This window comes from Desulfovibrio aminophilus DSM 12254, assembly GCF_000422565.1.
Taxonomy (GTDB): domain Bacteria; phylum Desulfobacterota; class Desulfovibrionia; order Desulfovibrionales; family Desulfovibrionaceae; genus Aminidesulfovibrio; species Aminidesulfovibrio aminophilus.
Window position 1 is genome coordinate 20050 of the sequence record NZ_AUMA01000018.1, and the last position, 16683, is coordinate 36732.

The 16683-nt window shown below is 66.5% G+C and carries 22 protein-coding genes and 1 tRNA gene; 7 read left to right on the forward strand and 16 right to left on the reverse strand.

Annotated elements, in window-relative coordinates:
* Positions 1–109: 109 nt before the first annotated feature.
* Positions 110–742: a molybdenum cofactor guanylyltransferase gene (mobA, locus tag H587_RS0111575; RefSeq protein ID WP_027176414.1), complete on the forward strand. Its 633-nt coding sequence runs from the start codon at positions 110–112 to the stop codon at positions 740–742.
* Complete coding sequence (locus H587_RS19735; protein WP_051202722.1) at positions 739–2046, forward strand: molybdopterin molybdotransferase MoeA; 1308 nt, start codon at positions 739–741, stop codon at positions 2044–2046. Before mobA ends, H587_RS19735 begins: the two co-directional genes overlap by 4 nt.
* On the opposite strand, the gene H587_RS20295 is transcribed toward H587_RS19735, so the two are convergent.
* From H587_RS20295 to H587_RS0111635, 11 genes are all read right to left on the reverse strand, one after another.
* The gene (locus H587_RS20295) at positions 1950–2348 is read right to left on the reverse strand and encodes a gamma-glutamylcyclotransferase family protein (RefSeq protein WP_084630663.1); all 399 of its coding nucleotides are present in this window, start codon (positions 2346–2348) and stop codon (positions 1950–1952) included. The genes H587_RS19735 and H587_RS20295 overlap by 97 nt on opposite strands.
* Before the next feature lie 275 nt (positions 2349–2623).
* A complete protein-coding gene (locus H587_RS0111590) occupies positions 2624–2878 on the reverse strand; it encodes a hypothetical protein (RefSeq protein WP_027176415.1) in 255 nt (84 codons plus the stop codon).
* The gene (locus tag H587_RS0111595; protein ID WP_027176416.1) at positions 2878–4947 is read right to left on the reverse strand and encodes a LamG domain-containing protein; all 2070 of its coding nucleotides are present in this window, start codon (positions 4945–4947) and stop codon (positions 2878–2880) included. Before H587_RS0111595 ends, H587_RS0111590 begins: the two co-directional genes overlap by 1 nt.
* A gap of 17 nt (positions 4948–4964) precedes the next feature.
* Positions 4965–5501 (reverse strand): type II secretion system protein, encoded by a 537-nt coding sequence (locus tag H587_RS0111600; RefSeq protein ID WP_084630674.1) that lies wholly within the window; start codon positions 5499–5501, stop codon positions 4965–4967.
* Positions 5482–5913, reverse strand: a complete 432-nt coding sequence (locus H587_RS0111605; protein ID WP_027176418.1) for a type II secretion system protein — start codon at positions 5911–5913, stop codon at positions 5482–5484. The genes H587_RS0111600 and H587_RS0111605 overlap by 20 nt, the downstream gene beginning before the upstream one ends.
* Complete coding sequence (locus H587_RS18365) at positions 5910–6410, reverse strand: pilus assembly FimT family protein (RefSeq protein WP_084630675.1); 501 nt, start codon at positions 6408–6410, stop codon at positions 5910–5912. Before H587_RS18365 ends, H587_RS0111605 begins: the two co-directional genes overlap by 4 nt.
* 71 nt (positions 6411–6481) lie before the next feature.
* Positions 6482–9067 carry a PEP/pyruvate-binding domain-containing protein gene (locus H587_RS0111615; protein ID WP_027176419.1) on the reverse strand — a complete coding sequence of 862 codons (2586 nt, stop codon included), beginning with the start codon at positions 9065–9067 and terminating at the stop codon, positions 6482–6484.
* Between the two features lie 17 nt (positions 9068–9084).
* Positions 9085–9495, reverse strand: coding sequence for a response regulator (locus H587_RS0111620; protein ID WP_027176420.1), 411 nt, complete (start codon positions 9493–9495; stop codon positions 9085–9087).
* The gene (locus H587_RS0111625; protein WP_027176421.1) at positions 9492–9875 is read right to left on the reverse strand and encodes a response regulator; all 384 of its coding nucleotides are present in this window, start codon (positions 9873–9875) and stop codon (positions 9492–9494) included. The genes H587_RS0111620 and H587_RS0111625 overlap by 4 nt, the downstream gene beginning before the upstream one ends.
* The gene (locus H587_RS0111630) at positions 9872–10312 is read right to left on the reverse strand and encodes a response regulator (protein ID WP_051202724.1); all 441 of its coding nucleotides are present in this window, start codon (positions 10310–10312) and stop codon (positions 9872–9874) included. Before H587_RS0111630 ends, H587_RS0111625 begins: the two co-directional genes overlap by 4 nt.
* Complete coding sequence (locus H587_RS0111635) at positions 10309–12042, reverse strand: sensor histidine kinase (RefSeq protein ID WP_027176423.1); 1734 nt, start codon at positions 12040–12042, stop codon at positions 10309–10311. Before H587_RS0111635 ends, H587_RS0111630 begins: the two co-directional genes overlap by 4 nt.
* 143 nt (positions 12043–12185) lie before the next feature.
* Here H587_RS0111635 and H587_RS0111640 point away from each other — a divergent pair.
* The 3 genes from H587_RS0111640 to H587_RS20620 all read left to right on the forward strand — a co-directional run bounded on the left by H587_RS0111640 (position 12186) and on the right by H587_RS20620 (position 13685).
* A tRNA-Thr gene (locus H587_RS0111640) sits at positions 12186–12261 on the forward strand.
* Positions 12262–12491: 230 nt separating this feature from the next.
* The gene (locus H587_RS0111645) at positions 12492–13355 is read left to right on the forward strand and encodes a site-specific integrase (RefSeq protein WP_169432775.1); all 864 of its coding nucleotides are present in this window, start codon (positions 12492–12494) and stop codon (positions 13353–13355) included.
* Between the two features lie 177 nt (positions 13356–13532).
* On the forward strand, positions 13533–13685 hold the full coding sequence (locus tag H587_RS20620; protein ID WP_156904533.1) for a hypothetical protein: 153 nt from the start codon (positions 13533–13535) through the stop codon (positions 13683–13685).
* 129 nt (positions 13686–13814) lie between these two features.
* Here H587_RS20620 and H587_RS0111655 read toward each other — a convergent pair whose 3' ends face one another.
* Both H587_RS0111655 and H587_RS21405 read right to left on the reverse strand, forming a co-directional pair.
* A complete protein-coding gene (locus H587_RS0111655) occupies positions 13815–14027 on the reverse strand; it encodes a hypothetical protein (RefSeq protein WP_156904534.1) in 213 nt (70 codons plus the stop codon).
* 122 nt (positions 14028–14149) lie between these two features.
* Entirely contained in the window at positions 14150–14287 is a 138-nt protein-coding gene (locus H587_RS21405) for a hypothetical protein (protein ID WP_281167636.1), read from the reverse strand.
* A gap of 53 nt (positions 14288–14340) precedes the next feature.
* Here H587_RS21405 and H587_RS21410 point away from each other — a divergent pair, with 53 nt between their 5' ends.
* A complete protein-coding gene (locus tag H587_RS21410) occupies positions 14341–14646 on the forward strand; it encodes a hypothetical protein (protein ID WP_027176426.1) in 306 nt (101 codons plus the stop codon).
* A gap of 115 nt (positions 14647–14761) precedes the next feature.
* On the opposite strand, the gene H587_RS20305 is transcribed toward H587_RS21410, so the two are convergent.
* The 3 genes from H587_RS20305 to H587_RS0111675 all read right to left on the reverse strand — a co-directional run bounded on the left by H587_RS20305 (position 14762) and on the right by H587_RS0111675 (position 16198).
* Complete coding sequence (locus H587_RS20305) at positions 14762–15295, reverse strand: AAA family ATPase (protein ID WP_084630677.1); 534 nt, start codon at positions 15293–15295, stop codon at positions 14762–14764.
* A 62-nt stretch (positions 15296–15357) separates the two neighbouring features.
* Positions 15358–15825 (reverse strand): hypothetical protein, encoded by a 468-nt coding sequence (locus tag H587_RS0111670; RefSeq protein WP_027176427.1) that lies wholly within the window; start codon positions 15823–15825, stop codon positions 15358–15360.
* 10 nt (positions 15826–15835) lie between these two features.
* The gene (locus H587_RS0111675; protein WP_156904536.1) at positions 15836–16198 is read right to left on the reverse strand and encodes a hypothetical protein; all 363 of its coding nucleotides are present in this window, start codon (positions 16196–16198) and stop codon (positions 15836–15838) included.
* Between the two features lie 113 nt (positions 16199–16311).
* Here H587_RS0111675 and H587_RS0111680 point away from each other — a divergent pair, with 113 nt between their 5' ends.
* Positions 16312–16677: a hypothetical protein gene (locus H587_RS0111680; RefSeq protein ID WP_156904537.1), complete on the forward strand. Its 366-nt coding sequence runs from the start codon at positions 16312–16314 to the stop codon at positions 16675–16677.
* The last annotated feature ends 6 nt before the right edge of the window (positions 16678–16683 follow it).

Sequence of the window (16683 nt, forward strand, 5' to 3'; positions counted from 1 at the left end):
GGTCGGACAACGGGGAGTGTGCGACAGCATAGCCTCGCCGGTCTTTTTTTTCAAACCCCGGAACCGCCCTTTTCTTGTTCGCCGTGATGATTTCTGACACAGTGCGGCCATGAAGACCGGAGAACGACGCGCGGACGTGACCGGGGCCATCCTGGCCGGAGGCGAGGGCAAGCGCATGGGCCGGGTGAACAAGGCCCTGCTGGAAGTGGGCGGCGAGCCGATTCTGGGCCGTCTGGCCCGGACTCTCGGCGGCCTCTTCGAACACGTCCTGGTGGTGGCTCGCGACGCCGAGCCCTTCGCCGACACCGGCCTGCCCGTGGTCACGGATCGCCATCCGCAGCGTAGTTCCCTCACCGGCATCCACGCGGCCCTGTTCCACGCCGAGACGCCCTTCGTCTTCGTCACGGCCTGCGACACGCCCTTCCTGCAACCCGCCCTGGTGCGGGCCCTGCTGGCCGAACTGGGGCCGGACGTGGACCTGGTGGCCCCGATCCGCGAAAACGGCCACTACGAGCCGCTCTGCGCCCTGTACTCCCGCGCGGCCTGCCTGGGACCGGTGGAGGATCTGCTGCGCGCGGACCAGTTCCAGATCATCCGCTTCTTTCCCCGGGTCAGGGTACGGGCCGTGCCGGTGGGCGACCTGCGCCGCGCGGATCCGGACCTCGTTTCCTTCGCCAACGCCAACACCCCGGACGATCTGGAGGCCCTGCGCCGCCTGATTCCGGCCCCGGATCATCGATGAACAGCCGCATCTCCCTGGAACAGGCCGTGAAACTCCTGCTGGCGGCCGCCGAACCGGCCGACCCGCATCCCTTGCCTCTGGCGGAGGCCCTGGGCCTAGCCTCCGCCGAAGACGTCGTCGCGGACCACGACGTTCCCGCCCAGGCCCGCTCGGCCCTGGACGGGGTGGCCCTGCGCTCGGCCGACACCCTGGCCGCCTCGGCCGCCGAGCCCCTGCGGCTCACCGTCAACGGCCACGTGCGCCCGAGCACCGAACCGGCGCACCCGCTGGAGCCGGGTCTGGCCTGCCGCGTGCTCACCGGCGCGCCCCTGCCCCAGGAGGCCGACGCCGTGGCCCCGGACGAGGAAATATCCCTGGCGAGGGAAACGGTGACGCTCACGGCCCCTGTGCCCGAGGGCCGGGGTGTGCGCCTGCCGGGTTCGGAGCTGGCCCAGGGCACCGTGATCCTCTCCCGGGGACAGATTCTGGGATCGGCCGCCGCTGCGGCCCTGGCCAGCCTGGGCCGGAGGGAAATCCGCGCCGTGCCGCCGCCCCGGGCCCTGGTCCTGGCCGTGGGCAACGAACTGGTGCCCCTGGAGGAGGCCCGGCGAGCGCACGGGCCCCTGCTGGTGGCCGACAACCTGTTTCTGCTGCGGGGCTTGCTGCTGGAATGCGGCGTCCGTGAAGTCGAGGCGGCGGTCTGCCCCAACGAACCGGAAATCATCGTCCGGACCCTGCTCCGGACGGAGGCGGACCTCGTGGTGACCACCGGCGGAACCGGACCAGGCGACCGGGACTTCTCCCTCTCCGCCGCCACGGCCGCCGGGTTCGACCCCATCTTCCGGGGCCTGGCCCTGCACCCGGCCAAGAGCACCCTGGCGCTCCGGCGTGGGCGGACCCTGCTCTTCGGCCTGCCCGGGACGCCTCCGGCCGTGTTCGCGGCCTATCACGCCCTGATCCTGCCCGCCCTGCTGGCCCTGCGGGGAATCGCCGCTCCGCCCGCGCGGACCCGGGCCCTGCTCACGGCCCCGCTCAAGGGCTCGGACCGGGCCCAGCGACTCACGCCCTGCTCCCTGGCTCTGCGCGACGCCCGCCTCCTGGCCACCCCCCTGACCGGAACACTCTGCCCGCGCGGCCAGATGCTCCAGGCCCACGGTCTGGCCGTCACGCCTCCGGGGCCGGGACAGGCCGCCGGAGAACTGGCGGACATCCTGCTGTTGCCGGGCCGTCAGCCGGAAACCGGCGGTTCGTCGTCGGGGTCCGTGTCCAGCCCGGACCAGTCCCCGGAAGGGATGAGCCGCCCCGAAGGCTCGGGGTGGAAGTAGAGCCAAGCCTCCCGCACCGCTCCCCCCTCCAGCCGGATCGGCACCTGCTCCCGGCGGTAGATTTCCGGATGTTGTTCAAGCACGTCCAGCCTCCGCAGGGCCTTCTCGTCCAGGACGTAGACCTCCCCGAGCACCGGACCCACGGCCGGGGTTCTGGATACGATGGGGTACTCGTCCTCGAAAAGGGCGTAAGGCTCCACGGTCTCCGCCCGCCCAAGAAAACGGGCCCCACGCAAAAAGAAATGGTTGGGCTTGCCCCGCTTCAATGTCCCGTAGACAAAGACGGCATGCTTCCGGTTCACGAATCCCTCCCGGACTCAGCCCGCGCCCCGGCGACGGCCGGTGGCTTCACAATTTTGCCGAACATCCGGCCCCGAGCTGAACAGAATTGTTCAACCGCAAGGCGGACAGGGTCTCGGCCATTCCCGGCGCTCGACCGGCAACCATTCGGCATTGAAGGACAAAAAGCGGGCCGAAGGCATGAGACGGCCGGAACCCGCCGTCATCCAGGGAGGGGGCTTTCAAGGACCGGGCCAAATGGGGCGGCGCCGAAATGAATGAGATGGTGCGGACGAGGTTATTCGGAGGACGTCCCGGCGCCGGACTCCGTGGCGTTGCCGACGCTCCCGGGTTGCGGGGCACCTTGCGCCCGCTTCGACTCCTGGCGGCGCGGGGCCACGTTGCCGGTCTTCCTCGCCGCCTCGGCCCGCGTGGGCAGGGATTCCGGCGGATCGCCCGGCCCGGCGTAGTCCTCGCGGGCCACCAGGGCCCCGCCGGAAGCCGGAACGAGCAGCACCAGGACCAGGGCCAGGATCGACAGCCGCAAACGCATCATTCCCCCTGCCCCCATGGGCTGTTCTTGTAGAGCGTCTCGATTTCGGCGGCGTTCAGCTCCACGTTGTAGAGCATGACCTCGTCGATGATTCCGTTGAACGGATAACTGTTCGAGTACCGCCAGGACGGCACGATCTGAGCCCCGACCTGCAGGGAGGCGTTGTTGGTCCGGGCCGTGGGGCTGGCGCCGTCCTGTCCGTTCATGACCCCGTCGATGAAGACGCGCATGCCCCCGCTGCCCCAGGTTCCGGCCACATGGTGCCAGCCCTGGGCCGGGATCGAGTCGGCGGAGATCACCTGGTAGGAGGTTCCCGCGGAGGTGATCACCGCCAGGGTCAGGCGGCGCGTGGGCCAGAGCTGCAGACTGTAGACCTCGTCCGAAAAATCCCCGGACGCGCCCTTGTGCACCAGCCCGGCGTAGCTGTTCAGGCTGGAGGCGTCCGGGATATAGATCCAGGCCGCGATGGTGCCGGCCGAGGTCAGGTCCAGGGAACTGCCGCCGGTGTCCGAAACCTGCACGTAGTCGGAGTTGGAGCCATAAAGACGCAGGGCCGAACAGTCCGGACAACCCGTGCCGGGCACCCAGTCGTAGGAGCCATAGGCCGTGCCGCTGCGCGAACCGACGATATCCTGCACCGTGCTGCCGCTCACCGCCCGCATGGACCAGTGGGCCCGGAGATTGGAGGATCGAGGGATGCTCTGGGCCGGAAGCGCGGGCTTGAAGTCCAGGGCGAACTTGCGCAACGTCGCCAGTTGCATGGCCGCGCCCGTGCCCTCGGTCCAGCCGAAGTAGAAGTGGTCGAACTGGGCGTGCAGCGCGGGTGAGAGATAGAAGACCTGCTGGATGTCCGGGGCCGGGGCATAGTCCTTGGTCACGTCGTCCATTCCAGCGGGCATCGTCAAGCTGGTGGACTGGAGCCAGGCCCGCAGCTCATAGCAGTAGTTGCCGTCGCTGGCCGGGGTGGTCTGCCGGGTCAGCTCGTAGCGCAGACGGAAGCTGCCGCCGTTCTGCATCCAGTTGTTCGAGGACCGAGTATAAAATCCCGTCTCCCCCGACTTCGCGTTCTTCGGCACGGAAGTGCTGCCCAGCGTGCCCGCGCCGTGGCGGTTGTCGTCGTAGCGCCGCTTGCTCTTCTTGTCCGAGCATGTCCCGCTCACGCCGGCCTCGTCGCCCCAGAGCACGAAGGCGATGTGGTCGTAGGTGCTGTCACAGCGGGATCCAGGGCTACAAAGGGTGGAGCTGCACTCGTTGGGGTAGATGTCGAACTCCAGGCCGATCTTGGGGGGAACAAGGCCCTTGCCGTCCCAGCCCGTGCCGCCGTAGCCCATGAGTTCGCCCATGCTCGTGTCGCCGCCCACGCTCCTGGTGTTCGTCTCCGCGCTGATGAGCGAAAAGATGAATCCGTCGCCGTCGGAACCGGAGTTGAACTGGAACTCGAAGTAGGCCCGCACCCCGTTGCCCAGGGTGCAGTTGCCGTTGACGCAGTCGCCCTTGCCGCCGCCATACCAGAGCGCCCCGAAGTTGTCCTTGATGGTGCCGCCGCCCAGTTCCACGCTGCTGTTGGCGGGATTGCTCGTATCATTGATGATCTTCACGGTCTCGGTCCCCTCCGAGCCGGGAACGGCCTCGAAGCCGGAGAGGTCGCCGTCGGCGAAGGAGATGATGCCCTCACCCCCGACGGCCACGGCGAAATCACGGGTCAGGCCGGCGGTGATGGTCGCGTCACCCGCGCAAGGCGAGGAGCCCGTGGAGGTCACGATGTAGCCCTGCCCCCCGGCCACCGCCGTCAAAGCGAAGGACGAGCCGTCGGCCATCCAGAAGGTCTGGCCGTTCAGGGCGTTCACCCGCGCGGTCAGGTCGGCGGAGTTGGTGGCCGCGCGCAGATTGCTCGTGGCGTAACGGATGCCGGACTCGGCCATGAGCCGGGCGGCCTTCTGGCAGTCGTAGTGGGCCGAGGCCCGGGTGGACAGGCTGAAGTGGGCGGCCATGGTTCCGGCCAGGACCGAAAAGACCACCACCGCCGCGATGACGTAGAGCAGAAGCGCTCCTCGTTGTGTCTGCCGCATGTCCGATCCTCCCACACTCATAGGTAGAGGAAGTTCCTGGGCAGGATCTGGAGCGTGTAGGTCTGCCCGCCCGAGGTGAAGTCGATGTTCACGGCCGAGATTTCGTTGGGCGATCCCTTTCCGTCCAGATCCCGGCTCGTGTCCGCGGAAAGATGGAAGGCGGAGACGTCGTCCATGAGCGTACGGGCCGTGCCGTCCGTGGACACGAGCAGGGTGATGCGCTTGCCGGCGGAGTCGTAGGCCAGGGTCCGGTCGGCCGTGCCGGACAGGGCGCTCGACCGATACTGGATCGAGACGTTCGGCGTCACGTAAACCCGCTTCGACCCATCGCCTTCCATGTCCCGCAGCTCGATGTTCATGCGCTCCACGGCCGCCTCGGCCTTGAGAGCCTGGTTCGAATTGGAGCGGGTCTGGCTGAAGCCTTTCATGCCCGTGGCGAAGAAGAAGGCCGAGGCCGTGCCGATGATGCCCAGGATGACGATGACCGCGATCAGCTCCACCAGGGTCATGCCGCGCACGGCGCGGCGGGAGGGATCAGTAGTTGACCGGGTCATAGCTGGTGGCGTTCCGTTCGTTGGTCAGGAGCATGGAATAGCTGAAGCCGCCCGGCGCCTTCGCCGTGACCTTGAGCCCGTCGTTGTCCGAGGAGGTTCCGCTGGTTTCATTGCGCGTCGCCGCGTCGAATTTGATCCAGGACAGGCTCACGCTGCTGTTGCCCGCGTAGGTCGAGGCCATGTGCGCCAACACTCCGGCCGGATTCGTATCCGTGTTCAGGTAGAGCACGTACTCCCGCAGCACGGCCTCCAGGTCGGAAAGGGCCTGGGCCTCGCCCACGCCGCGCCCCACGGGGTCGGCGCTGCGCGTCAGCTGGGTGCCCATGACCGGTACGAACATGGCCGCCAGGAGCCCCACCAGAACCACCGTGATGATCAACTCCAGGAGGGTGAAGCCGCGTGATCCGCTCATGGCACGAATCCCGTCTCCGGCGTGATCGACAGGGACAGGCTCTCGGTTCCGCCCGCGCGGGTCACCTGTATGGTCAAGGGCGAGGCGCCGCTCACCGGAGTGTTGCTGGAAGCGCTGGAATAGGCGCTGTAGGGCCTGCCCGCGGCGTCGAAGAAGAGCGTGAAGGCGTTCAGCCCCACCCCCTTGTCCGCCAGGGTCACGTTCACCGAGGTCTCGCCGGGCAGGGGCAGGCGGGCCGATGAGCTGTCCGGGTTCGTGCCCGAAAAAAGCCACAGGGTTCCGGCGGAGCTCTTCAGGCCGAAGACTCCGCCGCTGCGCATGGCCCGGATTTGGGTGTAGCGGATCTGGTCCCGCAGCACCCCGGCCTGGCTGTTCACGGTCACGTCCATGAACCCGCCGACTCCGGCCGCGACCGCGGCCAGCAGGCCGAGGACGATCACCACGACGATGAGTTCGAGCATGGTGAAGCCGGATCGGGGCTGCGGAGGTCGGCTCATGGGGCGAACCTAGCGCAAGAGCACCCGCCGGGCAAGAAGCGCCGGACTTCCGGGGCGGGAAAATAACGGCATCAAAGCAGTTCGCGGATGTCCTTGAGCATGCGCTCCCGGCGTTCGGCGATGGCCGCCGCGTCGGTCATGGCCATGTCCAGTTGGCGGGTGTGGATGACGAGGTAGCCGAGCACCCGCAGACGCTGCTCCATGAAGGTCTGTTCGCGGTCCTCCAGGCGGGCCGTGAGGCTGTCCTCACGCAGACGGATGCCGAAATCGAACTCCGCGAGCATGTCGGCCACGAACTTGGCGCGCAGGACGCGGCGCTCCATGTTGGCCGCGCCGCCCTTGAACTGGAAGGCGATGTAGTTCTCCGAGGCCCGCTCGCTGACCAAGGCCTCCACGGTGCAGAAATGAAACCCGAAGCGCGATTGCAGGCTCACGTAGTGCTTCGAAATCATGAAATAGTTCTTGGCCGCGAACTCGGCCTGGGTGGCTGGTTCCAACTCGGGGTTGGCCGTGGCCTCGAACATCACCGAGAGAAAGCCCCGGGCATGCACGGGCGGCGGTCCCTCCCAGGGCACCGCGTTCATCCCCTTCCACAGCTCCAGCATGGGGATGGAGGTGATCTGGTCCACGCGCACGAAGGGCTCCAGCACCTCCCCGGCGAAGCCGTCGTCCAGGTTGACCACCCAGAACTGCTTGCGCACGCCGCAGACGAGCTGCTTGGCCGCGGCCTGGGGAAAATCGTGCTCCGTGCCGAAGCGGAACATCTCCCAGACCGCCTTTTCGTGGCTGTAGCGGGTGATGTCGTGGAAGGTCCGGCAGTTGCGGGCCCGGAAATCCGGCGATCCGGGGTCCAGGAGGGTCAGCGGCAGGATGTGCCGCGCGGCTTCCTCCAGGGCCGAGTACACCGGGCTTCCGAGCATGAGGTTCTTGGGTGCGCGCGCCCGGGCCAGAAGCTCCCCCACCCGGCCGTCGAAAACCGTGTGTCCTCCGGCGTCCACCGTGACCATCCGGCCCGGCTCCAGCGCCGAGGCCGCGTCCTTGAGCCCCACCAGGGCGGGCTTGCCGAACTCGCGGGCCACGGTGGCCAGGTGCCCGGCCAAGCTGCCCTGCTCCGCCACCAGGGCCGCGGCCCGGGTGAGCAGCGCGGCCCAGCGCGGCAGGGCGTGGGCCACCACGAGCACGGCTCCGCGCGGGAAGGCCAGTACGTCGGCGTCCTTGCGCACCACGTAGACCGGCCCGGCGGCCACACCGGGGCTGGCTTCGACCCCGCCCTTGAGCAACACCGTGCCGAAACGGGCGTCCTCAGGCACCACCTCCTCGGCTCCCAGGGCGTCTTCCTCGGAGGTGGTCAACGGGCGGCATTGGAGGATCTCCACCGTGCCGTCCGGGGCCAGGGCCCATTCCACGTCCTGGGGCAGGCCGTAGAATTCCTCAATGGCCAGGGCCACGCGGGCCACCTCCACTGCCTCCACGTCGGTGAGGCAGGGCCGGGAGGAATCCAGGGTGGTGACCTCCATGCGGCAGGTGCCCTCATGCAGACAGGCGTAGCGGGTATGCTTTTCCGCGATCTCGCGGCGCACGAGCCGATGCGGGGCCGCGCGCGAAACGAGGTAGAGGTCCACCTCGGTGGAGCCGTCCACCACGGCCTTGGGCAGACCCCAGGCCGCGTGGACCTGCACGGCCTCGTCGTGGGCGTTGAGCGGGTTGCGCGAATAGGTCACGCCCCCGGCCACCGCGTCCACCATGGACATGCAGCCCACGCACATGGCCACGTCCTCCTCGCGGATGCCCCGCTGCAGGCGGTAGGCGATGGCCTGGAGGCTGTATTTTGAGGCCACGATGAGCTTGTAGGCCGAAATGAGTTCCTCCGCGCTGACGTTCAGCTTGGAGCGGTACTGCCCGGCGAAGGAGGCGTCCACGAGATCCTCGGCCAGGGCGCTGCTGCGCATGGCCACGTGCAGGTCCGGGACCTGTTCGCTGTCGCGGAGGATGTCGAAGGCCGTCAGGATGGCCTCCTCCACCTCGGCGGGCAGCGGCGCGGCCACGATGAGCTGCTGGACGGAGGAGCTCAGGTTGAAGATGTCCTCGGTGGCCACCACCTCGGCGGCCTGGATGCGGCGGTCGATCTCCACCTGGAGATCGTTCTCGGCCATGAACCGACGATAGGCCTCGGCCGTGATCACGAAGCCCCGGGGGATGGTCACACCCAAACGGTTCTTGATCTCGCCCAGGTGGGCCATCTTGGGCCCCACCAGGTCCACGTGCTCACGGCCCACCTCGCGCAGCCGCAGGATGAGCGGCCCGCCGGCCCTGGCCTTGTCCGGGAACACGCTGGGATTGATTTGTTTCTGGGTCTCGTCAAAGCGGGCGTAGAGTTCGGCGTACTTGCCCGGGGCCAACGCGTCCAGGTGCTTGACCAGCTGGAAGACCGCCGTGGACAGGCGCGTGCACACGGCGCGCACGAAATGCATCCCAAAGGGCCGGGTACCGCGCAGGCCCTCCTCGATGTCGGTCATCAGCTCGTGGACCGAGTTGTTGGCGTTGAGGAAAAGTTTGAAGTGATGGTAGCGGCTGGAGAATTCAGCCCGCAGGGCGGCCGCGTCCCCCAGGGCCTTCTTTTTCCCGCCCAGAAAGGGCAACCAGTCGCGTAGCGTCATGCGTCGCGGGGGCCGGCTCAGCGGCCGCCGCCTCCGTCGCGCCGGGCGGTCCCGGCCTTCAGCCCGTGCTTCTTGCGGGCGTCCTCGATCTTGTAAAGCAGCTGGCTGATGTCCGTGGGCTTCATGATGTAATCGAAGGCTCCCAGCTGCATGCCCTGGATGGCCGCCTCCATGCTGGCGTGGCCGGTGAGCATGATGACCTCCTGCTCCGGCCGCAACTCCTTGATCCGCTTGAGGGTCTCGATGCCGTCCATGCCGGGCATCTTCACGTCCAGGACCACCACGTCCACTTCATCGGCCGTCAGGAACGCCAGGGCCGCCTCGCCGCTCGAGGCGGTGAAGGCCTCCACCTCGCGGCGGGCCAGACGCTTGCAGAGCGTCTCCAAAAACTCGGCCTCGTCGTCCACCAGCAGCACACGCAGACTCATGCGCCCTCTCCGCCCGCGCCCACGGCGGCGTTCAGCTTCTCCATGAGATCCTCCAGTTCGCAGGGCTTGAGCAGAAAATCGAAGGCCCCCCGGGCCAGCCCTTCATGGGCGGCGGTCTCCGAGCCGTGGCCCGTGAGCATGATCACCGGCATCTCCGGAATCATCTTGCGGAACACGTCGAGGATCTCCAGGCCGTCCATGTCGCGCATCTTGAGATCCACCACGGCCACGTCGAAGTCCTGTCCACGCAGGGCGCGCAGGGCCTCGGCCCCGCTCAGGGCCACGCTCACGGCATAGCCACGGCGCTCCAGGCGTTTCTTGAGCACGCTGGTGAAACCCGCCTCATCGTCCACCAGCAGCACCCGAACGGCTCCGCTCACGGCGTCCCTCCCCCTCCGGCGGCCCGGCCCTCCAACTCGGTCTTGCGGGCCTTGGCCTCGAAGACCTTGGCCAGCAAATCGTCCATCTCGCAGGGCTTCATCAGGTAATCGAAGGCGCCCAGGCGCATGCCGTCCACCGCACCCTCCAGGGTGGCGTGGCCGGTGAGCAGGATGACCTCCACCAGGGGATGCGCGACCTTGATCCGTTGCAGGGTCTCGATGCCGCTCAGGCCGGGCATCTTCACGTCCAGGAGAACAACGTCGATCTCCTGGGCCCGCGCCAGGACATCCAGGGCCTCCTCGCCGCTCATGGCGATCTCGGCCGTCAGCCCGCGCCGCGCCAAGCGTTTGCGCAAGGTTTCCAGAAATGCGGCCTCATCGTCAACCAAAAGGACGCGCACGCCCGCCGCGCGGGCCTCGGCTCCGTTTCCGCTCACGCCCGGGCCTCCTCGAGGGGCAGCCGGATATGGAAGACCGTGCCCTGGTTCAACACGCTGTCCACGCTGATCTCCCCTCCCATCTTCCTGACGATGCCGTAGCAGATGGACAGCCCGAGCCCCGTGCCCTTGCCCACCGGCTTGGTGGTGTAGAAGGGATCGAAGATGCGGGCCATGTTGGCCTTGGGGATGCCCATGCCGGAATCCGCCACGTCCAGGATGACGGACGCGCCCTCCAGGCGGGTGCTGACCTTCAGCTCACCGCCACGCTCCATGGCGTCGATGGCGTTGTTGATGAGATTCACCAGAACCTGTTGCAACTCCGAGGGCGAGGCCGGAATCTCGGGCAGGTCCGGGGCCAGGTCCACGCTGATGCGCACGTTGGCCAGATGGGCCCGCTGATCCGACAGGGCGGCCATGTCGCGCACGATCTCGTTGACCTGCACGGGCTTGACCGTGGGGTCGATCTTGCGGGCGAAGCTCAGGAGTTTGTGGGTGATGTCCCGACAGCGGCCGCCCTGCTGGCGAATCTGCTTCAGGGCCCGAACCATCTCGGCGTGGCTCTCGTGCCTGCGGAGATGTTCGTCGTCCAGGAGGTCGAGAACCCAGCCCGCCTCCTCGAGCATGATCGCCAGGGGATTGTTGATTTCGTGGGCGATGCCCGCGGCCAGTTCGCCCACGCTGGCCAGCTTGCCCGCCTCGATGACCTGCTCGTTCATCATGTCCCGTTCGCGGTCGGCCTCGACGATCCGGTTGACCATGCGGTTGGACACGAGCACGGCCATGAGCAGGATGCCCACGCCGCCCCCGAGGATGGCGAAGAGCGAAAGATTGCGGGCGTGGTACAGGCTCTCGTAGGCGTCGGCCTCGTCCTGCTGATAGGCCAGAGTCCAGGCCCCGTCCTTGAGCGGCGCGGTGAGCAGCAAGACGTCCCCGCCTCCGGCGGACCCGTGGATCACGTCCAGGGCCACGGCGGCCTGGGACATCCTGATCCCGGCGGCGGCGGATTCCGGAGAGAAATCGCCACGCCCGGCTCCTTCGGAGGCGCGGGCCAGGATGCCGCGCATCTCCGCCGGGCCCACGGCGGCCTCGCGCCGAGGCCGCGTCTGGAACTCGCCTTGGTTGTTGACGATGTAGGCCAAGCCGGTCTGCCCCACGGCCACGCTCTCGACCAACTCGTTGAAACTCTCGAAGTCCACGGTGGCGCGTAATATCCACTCCGCTCCAGAGGCCCGCACCCTTACCGCCACGATGAAATGCGGCGAACCGCGCAACCCCAGGAAGACGTCGCTGACGTAGAGTTCGTGGCGCATGGCCTCGCGGAACCAGCGGGTCTCGGCGTAGCGGGCCCGCTCCAGCCGCAGGGGACCGGCGTAGGCCACCTGGACCCCATGGGCGTCCACCAGCCCCATGTCCACAAACGCGCCGTGGTGACGGTCCTGAAGGCTCTTGAGGATGGTCTGGAGCGCGGCGGGATCGCGGAAACGGCTCTCGGGGATGAGGTCGGCCAGGACGCGGATCACGGCCAGCTTTTCGGCCAGGAAACCGTCGATGTTGCGCTTGTGCTTGAGGACCAGTTCCCTCAGGTGGGCATTGACGCGGTCCTTGTAGGAAGTGTGAAACTGGTAGCTGGTGATGGCGCTGACCAGGGCCAAGGGCGTCAGGGAAACGAGGAACACGGTGAGGACCATGCTCCGGGTCAGCGATTTGTAATAATGGCGATCGAACATGCGCCCGCTCCTGACTGCGAAACCGCACCCCTGCTAGCACGAAGCGGCCCCTCGTGTACAGCGGCCCGGCCGCTCCGATGGACGCCGCTCCCCGGGTCTTGACTTGCGATGCCCTGGTTGTATATCAATCCTTCCTCCATCGGGCCGGCGTAGCTCAGTTGGTAGAGCAGCTGATTCGTAATCAGCAGGTCGCGGGTTCAAGTCCCATCGCCGGCTCCAGAGAAAACAAAGGGTTGGATGATTCATCCGACCCTTTTTTATGTCCACTTCCACATTTGGTACAATTTTGGTACAGTCGCCCCAAAAAGAGGGGCCCCATGGCGACTATCCAGAAACGTGGACCAAGGCAGTGGAGAGTCCTCATCAGAAGGCAGGGCCATCCCGTCCAGACCCGCACCTTCGACACACGGGTGGACGCGGAAACCTGGGCCAGGTCCATTGAGTCCGAAATGGATCGGGGCGTTTTCATCTCCCGCAAGGAGGCCGAGACCACGACGCTGGCCGAGGCGTTGGAGCGCTTCATCCGGGAATACACCCCGCAGTTGGCGGCCGGGGCCACGGATGCCCGCCGGGCGCACAAGCTCCAGGAACGCAAGATCGCCAGCCAAATGCTTGCGGCCATCCGAGGCAAGGACATCGCGGACTTCATCCGGGAACGTGAGGAAGAAGGCATGGCCGCCAACACCATCCGCCTCGATCTGGCCACTCTCTCACGCGTGTTCAATCTGGCTCGGACCGCCTGGGGAATGGAAAGTCTGAGTAATCCGGTGCAGACGACGCCGCATCCCAAGCTTCCGGGAGGTCGGCAGCGGCGTCTGGAATGGGGCGAGGAAGAACGACTGCTTGAGGCTTGCCCGCCCTCCTTCCGCGCGGTGGTGCTCTTCGCCTTGGAAACCGCCATGCGTCGCTCGGAAATCGCCTCGCTCATGTGGAGCCAGGTGAACCTGCGGACCAGCTGTCTGTTGCTGCCCAAGACCAAGAACGGCGATCCCCGGACCGTGCCTCTTTCCCCCGCGGCCCTCGACCTGCTTCGCGGCCTGCCCCGCAACCTCTCCGGTTCGGTGTTCGGCTGTTCCAAGGACGGCATCACCCACACCATGAGCAAGGCCTGCCGCAAGGCCGGCATCAGCGGCCTGACCTTCCACGATCTCCGGCACGAGGCCACCAGCCGCCTGTTCGAGAACACCGACCTGGACATCATGGAGATCAAGAGCATCACCGGCCACAAGACGCTGCAAATGCTCGTGCGCTATGCGCATCTTCGGGCTGACCGACTGGTGGACCGTTTAGCGGGGAAAAAACGGGGAGCGTGAGGGGAAATGGGGGGAGACAGGCCCCCCTCGGCAATAGCCGGTCCATCCCCGCGCAAGCGAGGAAGACGCCATGACCACGGCCGGAGAAGCAGATCACGTCGGGACTACCCCCGCGTACGCGGGGAAGACCTCATCCGGTTGCTCGCCGGGGAGGACCGCAAGAGAGGAGGGTTCGCCGTGTTCCGCCTCTACGGCGGCAGGCAGTGGAGCGGGAGCACGGTGTTCCCGCCGATGGGCAGGGATGAGGATCTGTTGCGCTATCTGGACGACCAACGGCGCAAGGCGCTCGACGCGGCGGGCGCTGCGGCGTTGCTGTACCGGGAGCCATGAAAAAAGCCCAGCAGTCCCGGGCCAGCTGGGCCGACGGCACCCTTGCTTCGGCCCCCCCCGGGAGAGGGTCAGGGTACGCCGCCATTTGAACAATAACCGCTATCTGGCAGCCGGTCAACAGAAGCCAGGTCAGGGTGCCGCCGGTCCCACGGTCCAGACGGTGAGCCCCAGGCCGAATGCGGCGTCCACGGCCTGGATGCGGCCCATGTTGCGGAGGTCGCCAGGGCGTTCAAAGATGAGGACGATGCCCGGCTTGCGGCCCGTTTCCGCCGCGTAGGGACTACTCCCGCATGCGCGGGGAAGCCCCACCCCCAGCGCGGGCCGGGCCCATTCCCTACGCAACTACCCCGCGTGCGCGAGGAAGACCCTCGATGTAGAAGGCGGTCAGGGCCCCGGTGCGCAACTACCCCGCGTGCGCGGGGAAGACCCTCTCTTTCGCCCCGTCAGGTCGGGGCCCTCATCAACTACCCCGCGTGCGCGGGGAAGACCCCGGAGGTCGGGTCGGCCTCGTCGGCGAAGGCTCGCTCCGTGGCGTCCGCCAGGACGCCCGCGACGGCGGGCTTGCGGATGGCGACGGTCGGGGCGGCGACCACGGACGGCAACAGGCCCTCGAACCGCTCTCCGGCAATTCCGCCGAGACGCGGGGGCTGCGGGCATGAACCTCTGCGCCGACATGATGGGCGACCAGCCGCGCGATACGTTCGCCATCGACGGCGGGCAAACGCTCGCCCGTATCGGAAAGCCCTTCGGAAAGGCGGTCGATCCACAACCGCCCGTCCGGGTTCAACATCACCTCGACCACGGCGGGGTCTTCGAGCAGTCGCGCGATTGCCGGCCCCAATGCCGTGCGCAACATACGTGCGCCGCGTGCAATGGCTTCCGGTCTTTGGTGATTGTTGGTCATGTCGGCCCCGGCTTCTTGGGGGACGCGACAAACGATCCCCGGATCGGGGTCGATTAAGAGAGACCGAAATCCGGCCGGTTCAACAAGTATCTAGCTGCGTGCGGTGATCTGCGGCGAACGGCGGTAAATAGGATGGGTTCCGTCGAAGCTAGCACGCGATGGCAGTTTGCGTTCAAGGCAACAAACGAAACGCCCCGCTATGAACAGCTTCGGCTAATGCGCTCACCATTTCTTCGCGTGACTTTCCATCAACTAAGATGGCATGTCGTTCAAGCTCTCCAAGTGAAGAGAGCTGGTTGTGGAGGGCTGCAATAGCTTCTGGAGTAATCGATTCGTCGCCGCGCTCACGGCAGCGCTGAATAGCATTCTCCAATGATGGACGAAGAACTGCATAGTGGAGCGGAAGAGACAACGCCTTGAACGGCTCCAGAAACCATGGACCGATGATGCCGTCCACTATCACAAAATAGCCACCTCTGGCATATCCGGCCGCAGCGTTTGCGAGCACTTCGACGACAACAGAATTTTGCCTATGAGCCTCGGGTAAATAGGGAGGAACCGCTCCATTCTTAATGAAATGCCAAAAATCATCTGAATGAAGATGAACTTTCGGCGATCCCGTTGTCATAGCCAGAAGCTGTGCGGCCGTGGTCTTCCCCGCGCCGGGAGTTCCGGTAAGTATAAGGATTTCGCCTTCGTTATCCATGGCGCACCGTTAGCTTGAAGTCTGAGCTTCGTCAACAAGCACGGCTTTCCCAAGCTTGGATTTCATTCAACAGCATCGTCTTGTTCCCACCTTGATGCGCTGTCGTGCTCGAAATCTCGCGAAAGCTCTCTCAGGAACCTGTCACCGGTCGCCAGACGCCGGCCGAGATTCTGCAAGAAACCCTCGAACCGCTCTGCTCCTTTCGCCCGGGCAGCGGATTGTGCGGCTCCTGTAAGCGACGGCGTGATGATCATCCAGAAATGGATGAACTGCGCGACCATCTCGCCGAGGACGGCGAGATATAGGTCGAGCGTGTCGATCTGCCGGCCGAGCTTGTCCAGACGGCGCGACATGGCCGCTTCGAGTTGGCCGGCGGAATCGCCGGACAGATAGGACATGACGGCCGCCTCCACGATGGCGGATTTCGAGACATTGCGGCGCCGCACCACCGAGCGACGCAGCGCCATCGCCTCGATCTGCGGAATAAGCGCGGGGTCGAAATAGAGATTCAGGCGGGTTCTGGTTGCCATGGGCGTGTCCTCAAAGGTCGATTCCGTCATCGGGGTTCATCGCCACCTGCCGCGCCACCATCTTCATGCGTTGGCGCATGGCGCGGGCCTTGGCCGCGTCAACATCCGGCTCGTCGTCCAGAAACTCGAGCTCCTGTTCGGGCGATGCCGGCGTCTGGCGGCCCTGGTGAGCTGGGGCTTTCTGGCCGCGGGCAGGAAGCTCGAAAGCCTGTTCAAGGCCTCGCTTCTGGGGGCCGGTGTTCTGGATGCGGTGATCCAGTTGCCGGTCAATCTCATTCCAGGCACCCGCTGGAACCCCGCCCTGCTGGTTTTGGACGCCGAGCGCCACGCGGGCGCGCCGGTCCGGCTCCTGGACGCCTCCGGAGGCTTTCACGACCTGCTCAAGGAGCGCGGTCCACCCAGGCGAGGCTCAAAGGCTGGAGGGAAGTGGCGGGCCTTCTGCGGGAGGGTCGCTCGGATCGCGTCCGCCTCCTCGGGGGTCAAGCATTGGTCCAGGCCGACTGCGACATCACTCCGCGCCGCCATGTCCGGGACGCCGCGCCCGTGCCCAAGGAAGCCGAGACCAAGCCCCTGCGCCTGCTCGTCCAAGGCATCCGGGGGCAGGCCTGGCCCGGCGCCCGGCGTCTCGCGCCCGGGGAAACGGTTCCCGAGGAGCACCTCTTCCTTGAGGCCGCCATAAGAGACATCGAGACCGACGGTCTGCTCCGGCGGCCGGTGAAGGGTTCGGTCTATTCGGGGGCCTTGTCCGAAGCCCAGAGAAGCCAGGTGTTGCGTCCCGGCGACATCCTCTTCTGCTGCAAGGGAGCCGTGGGCAAGGTCGTCCTGGCGCCCGAGGATTGCGGGCCGAACTGAATCCCC

Bases quoted from the DNA above. Each gene is read 5' to 3' on its own strand.
- mobA (WP_027176414.1), top strand. From the start codon at position 110: ATGAAGACCGGAGAACGACGCGCGGACGTGACCGGGGCCATCCTGGCC.
- H587_RS0111670 (WP_027176427.1), bottom strand. From the start codon at position 15,825: ATGGCAACCAGAACCCGCCTGAATCTCTATTTCGACCCCGCGCTTATT.
- H587_RS0111645 (WP_169432775.1), top strand. From the start codon at position 12,492: ATGGATCGGGGCGTTTTCATCTCCCGCAAGGAGGCCGAGACCACGACG.
- H587_RS0111595 (WP_027176416.1), bottom strand. From the start codon at position 4,947: ATGCGGCAGACACAACGAGGAGCGCTTCTGCTCTACGTCATCGCGGCG.
- H587_RS0111615 (WP_027176419.1), bottom strand. From the start codon at position 9,067: ATGACGCTACGCGACTGGTTGCCCTTTCTGGGCGGGAAAAAGAAGGCC.
- H587_RS18365 (WP_084630675.1), bottom strand. From the start codon at position 6,410: ATGAGCCGACCTCCGCAGCCCCGATCCGGCTTCACCATGCTCGAACTC.
- H587_RS0111635 (WP_027176423.1), bottom strand. From the start codon at position 12,042: ATGTTCGATCGCCATTATTACAAATCGCTGACCCGGAGCATGGTCCTC.
- H587_RS21410 (WP_027176426.1), top strand. From the start codon at position 14,341: ATGAACCTCTGCGCCGACATGATGGGCGACCAGCCGCGCGATACGTTC.
- H587_RS0111605 (WP_027176418.1), bottom strand. From the start codon at position 5,913: ATGAGCGGATCACGCGGCTTCACCCTCCTGGAGTTGATCATCACGGTG.
- H587_RS0111600 (WP_084630674.1), bottom strand. From the start codon at position 5,501: ATGACCCGGTCAACTACTGATCCCTCCCGCCGCGCCGTGCGCGGCATG.
- H587_RS20305 (WP_084630677.1), bottom strand. From the start codon at position 15,295: ATGGATAACGAAGGCGAAATCCTTATACTTACCGGAACTCCCGGCGCG.
- H587_RS0111590 (WP_027176415.1), bottom strand. From the start codon at position 2,878: ATGCGTTTGCGGCTGTCGATCCTGGCCCTGGTCCTGGTGCTGCTCGTT.
- H587_RS19735 (WP_051202722.1), top strand. From the start codon at position 739: ATGAACAGCCGCATCTCCCTGGAACAGGCCGTGAAACTCCTGCTGGCG.
- H587_RS0111620 (WP_027176420.1), bottom strand. From the start codon at position 9,495: ATGAGTCTGCGTGTGCTGCTGGTGGACGACGAGGCCGAGTTTTTGGAG.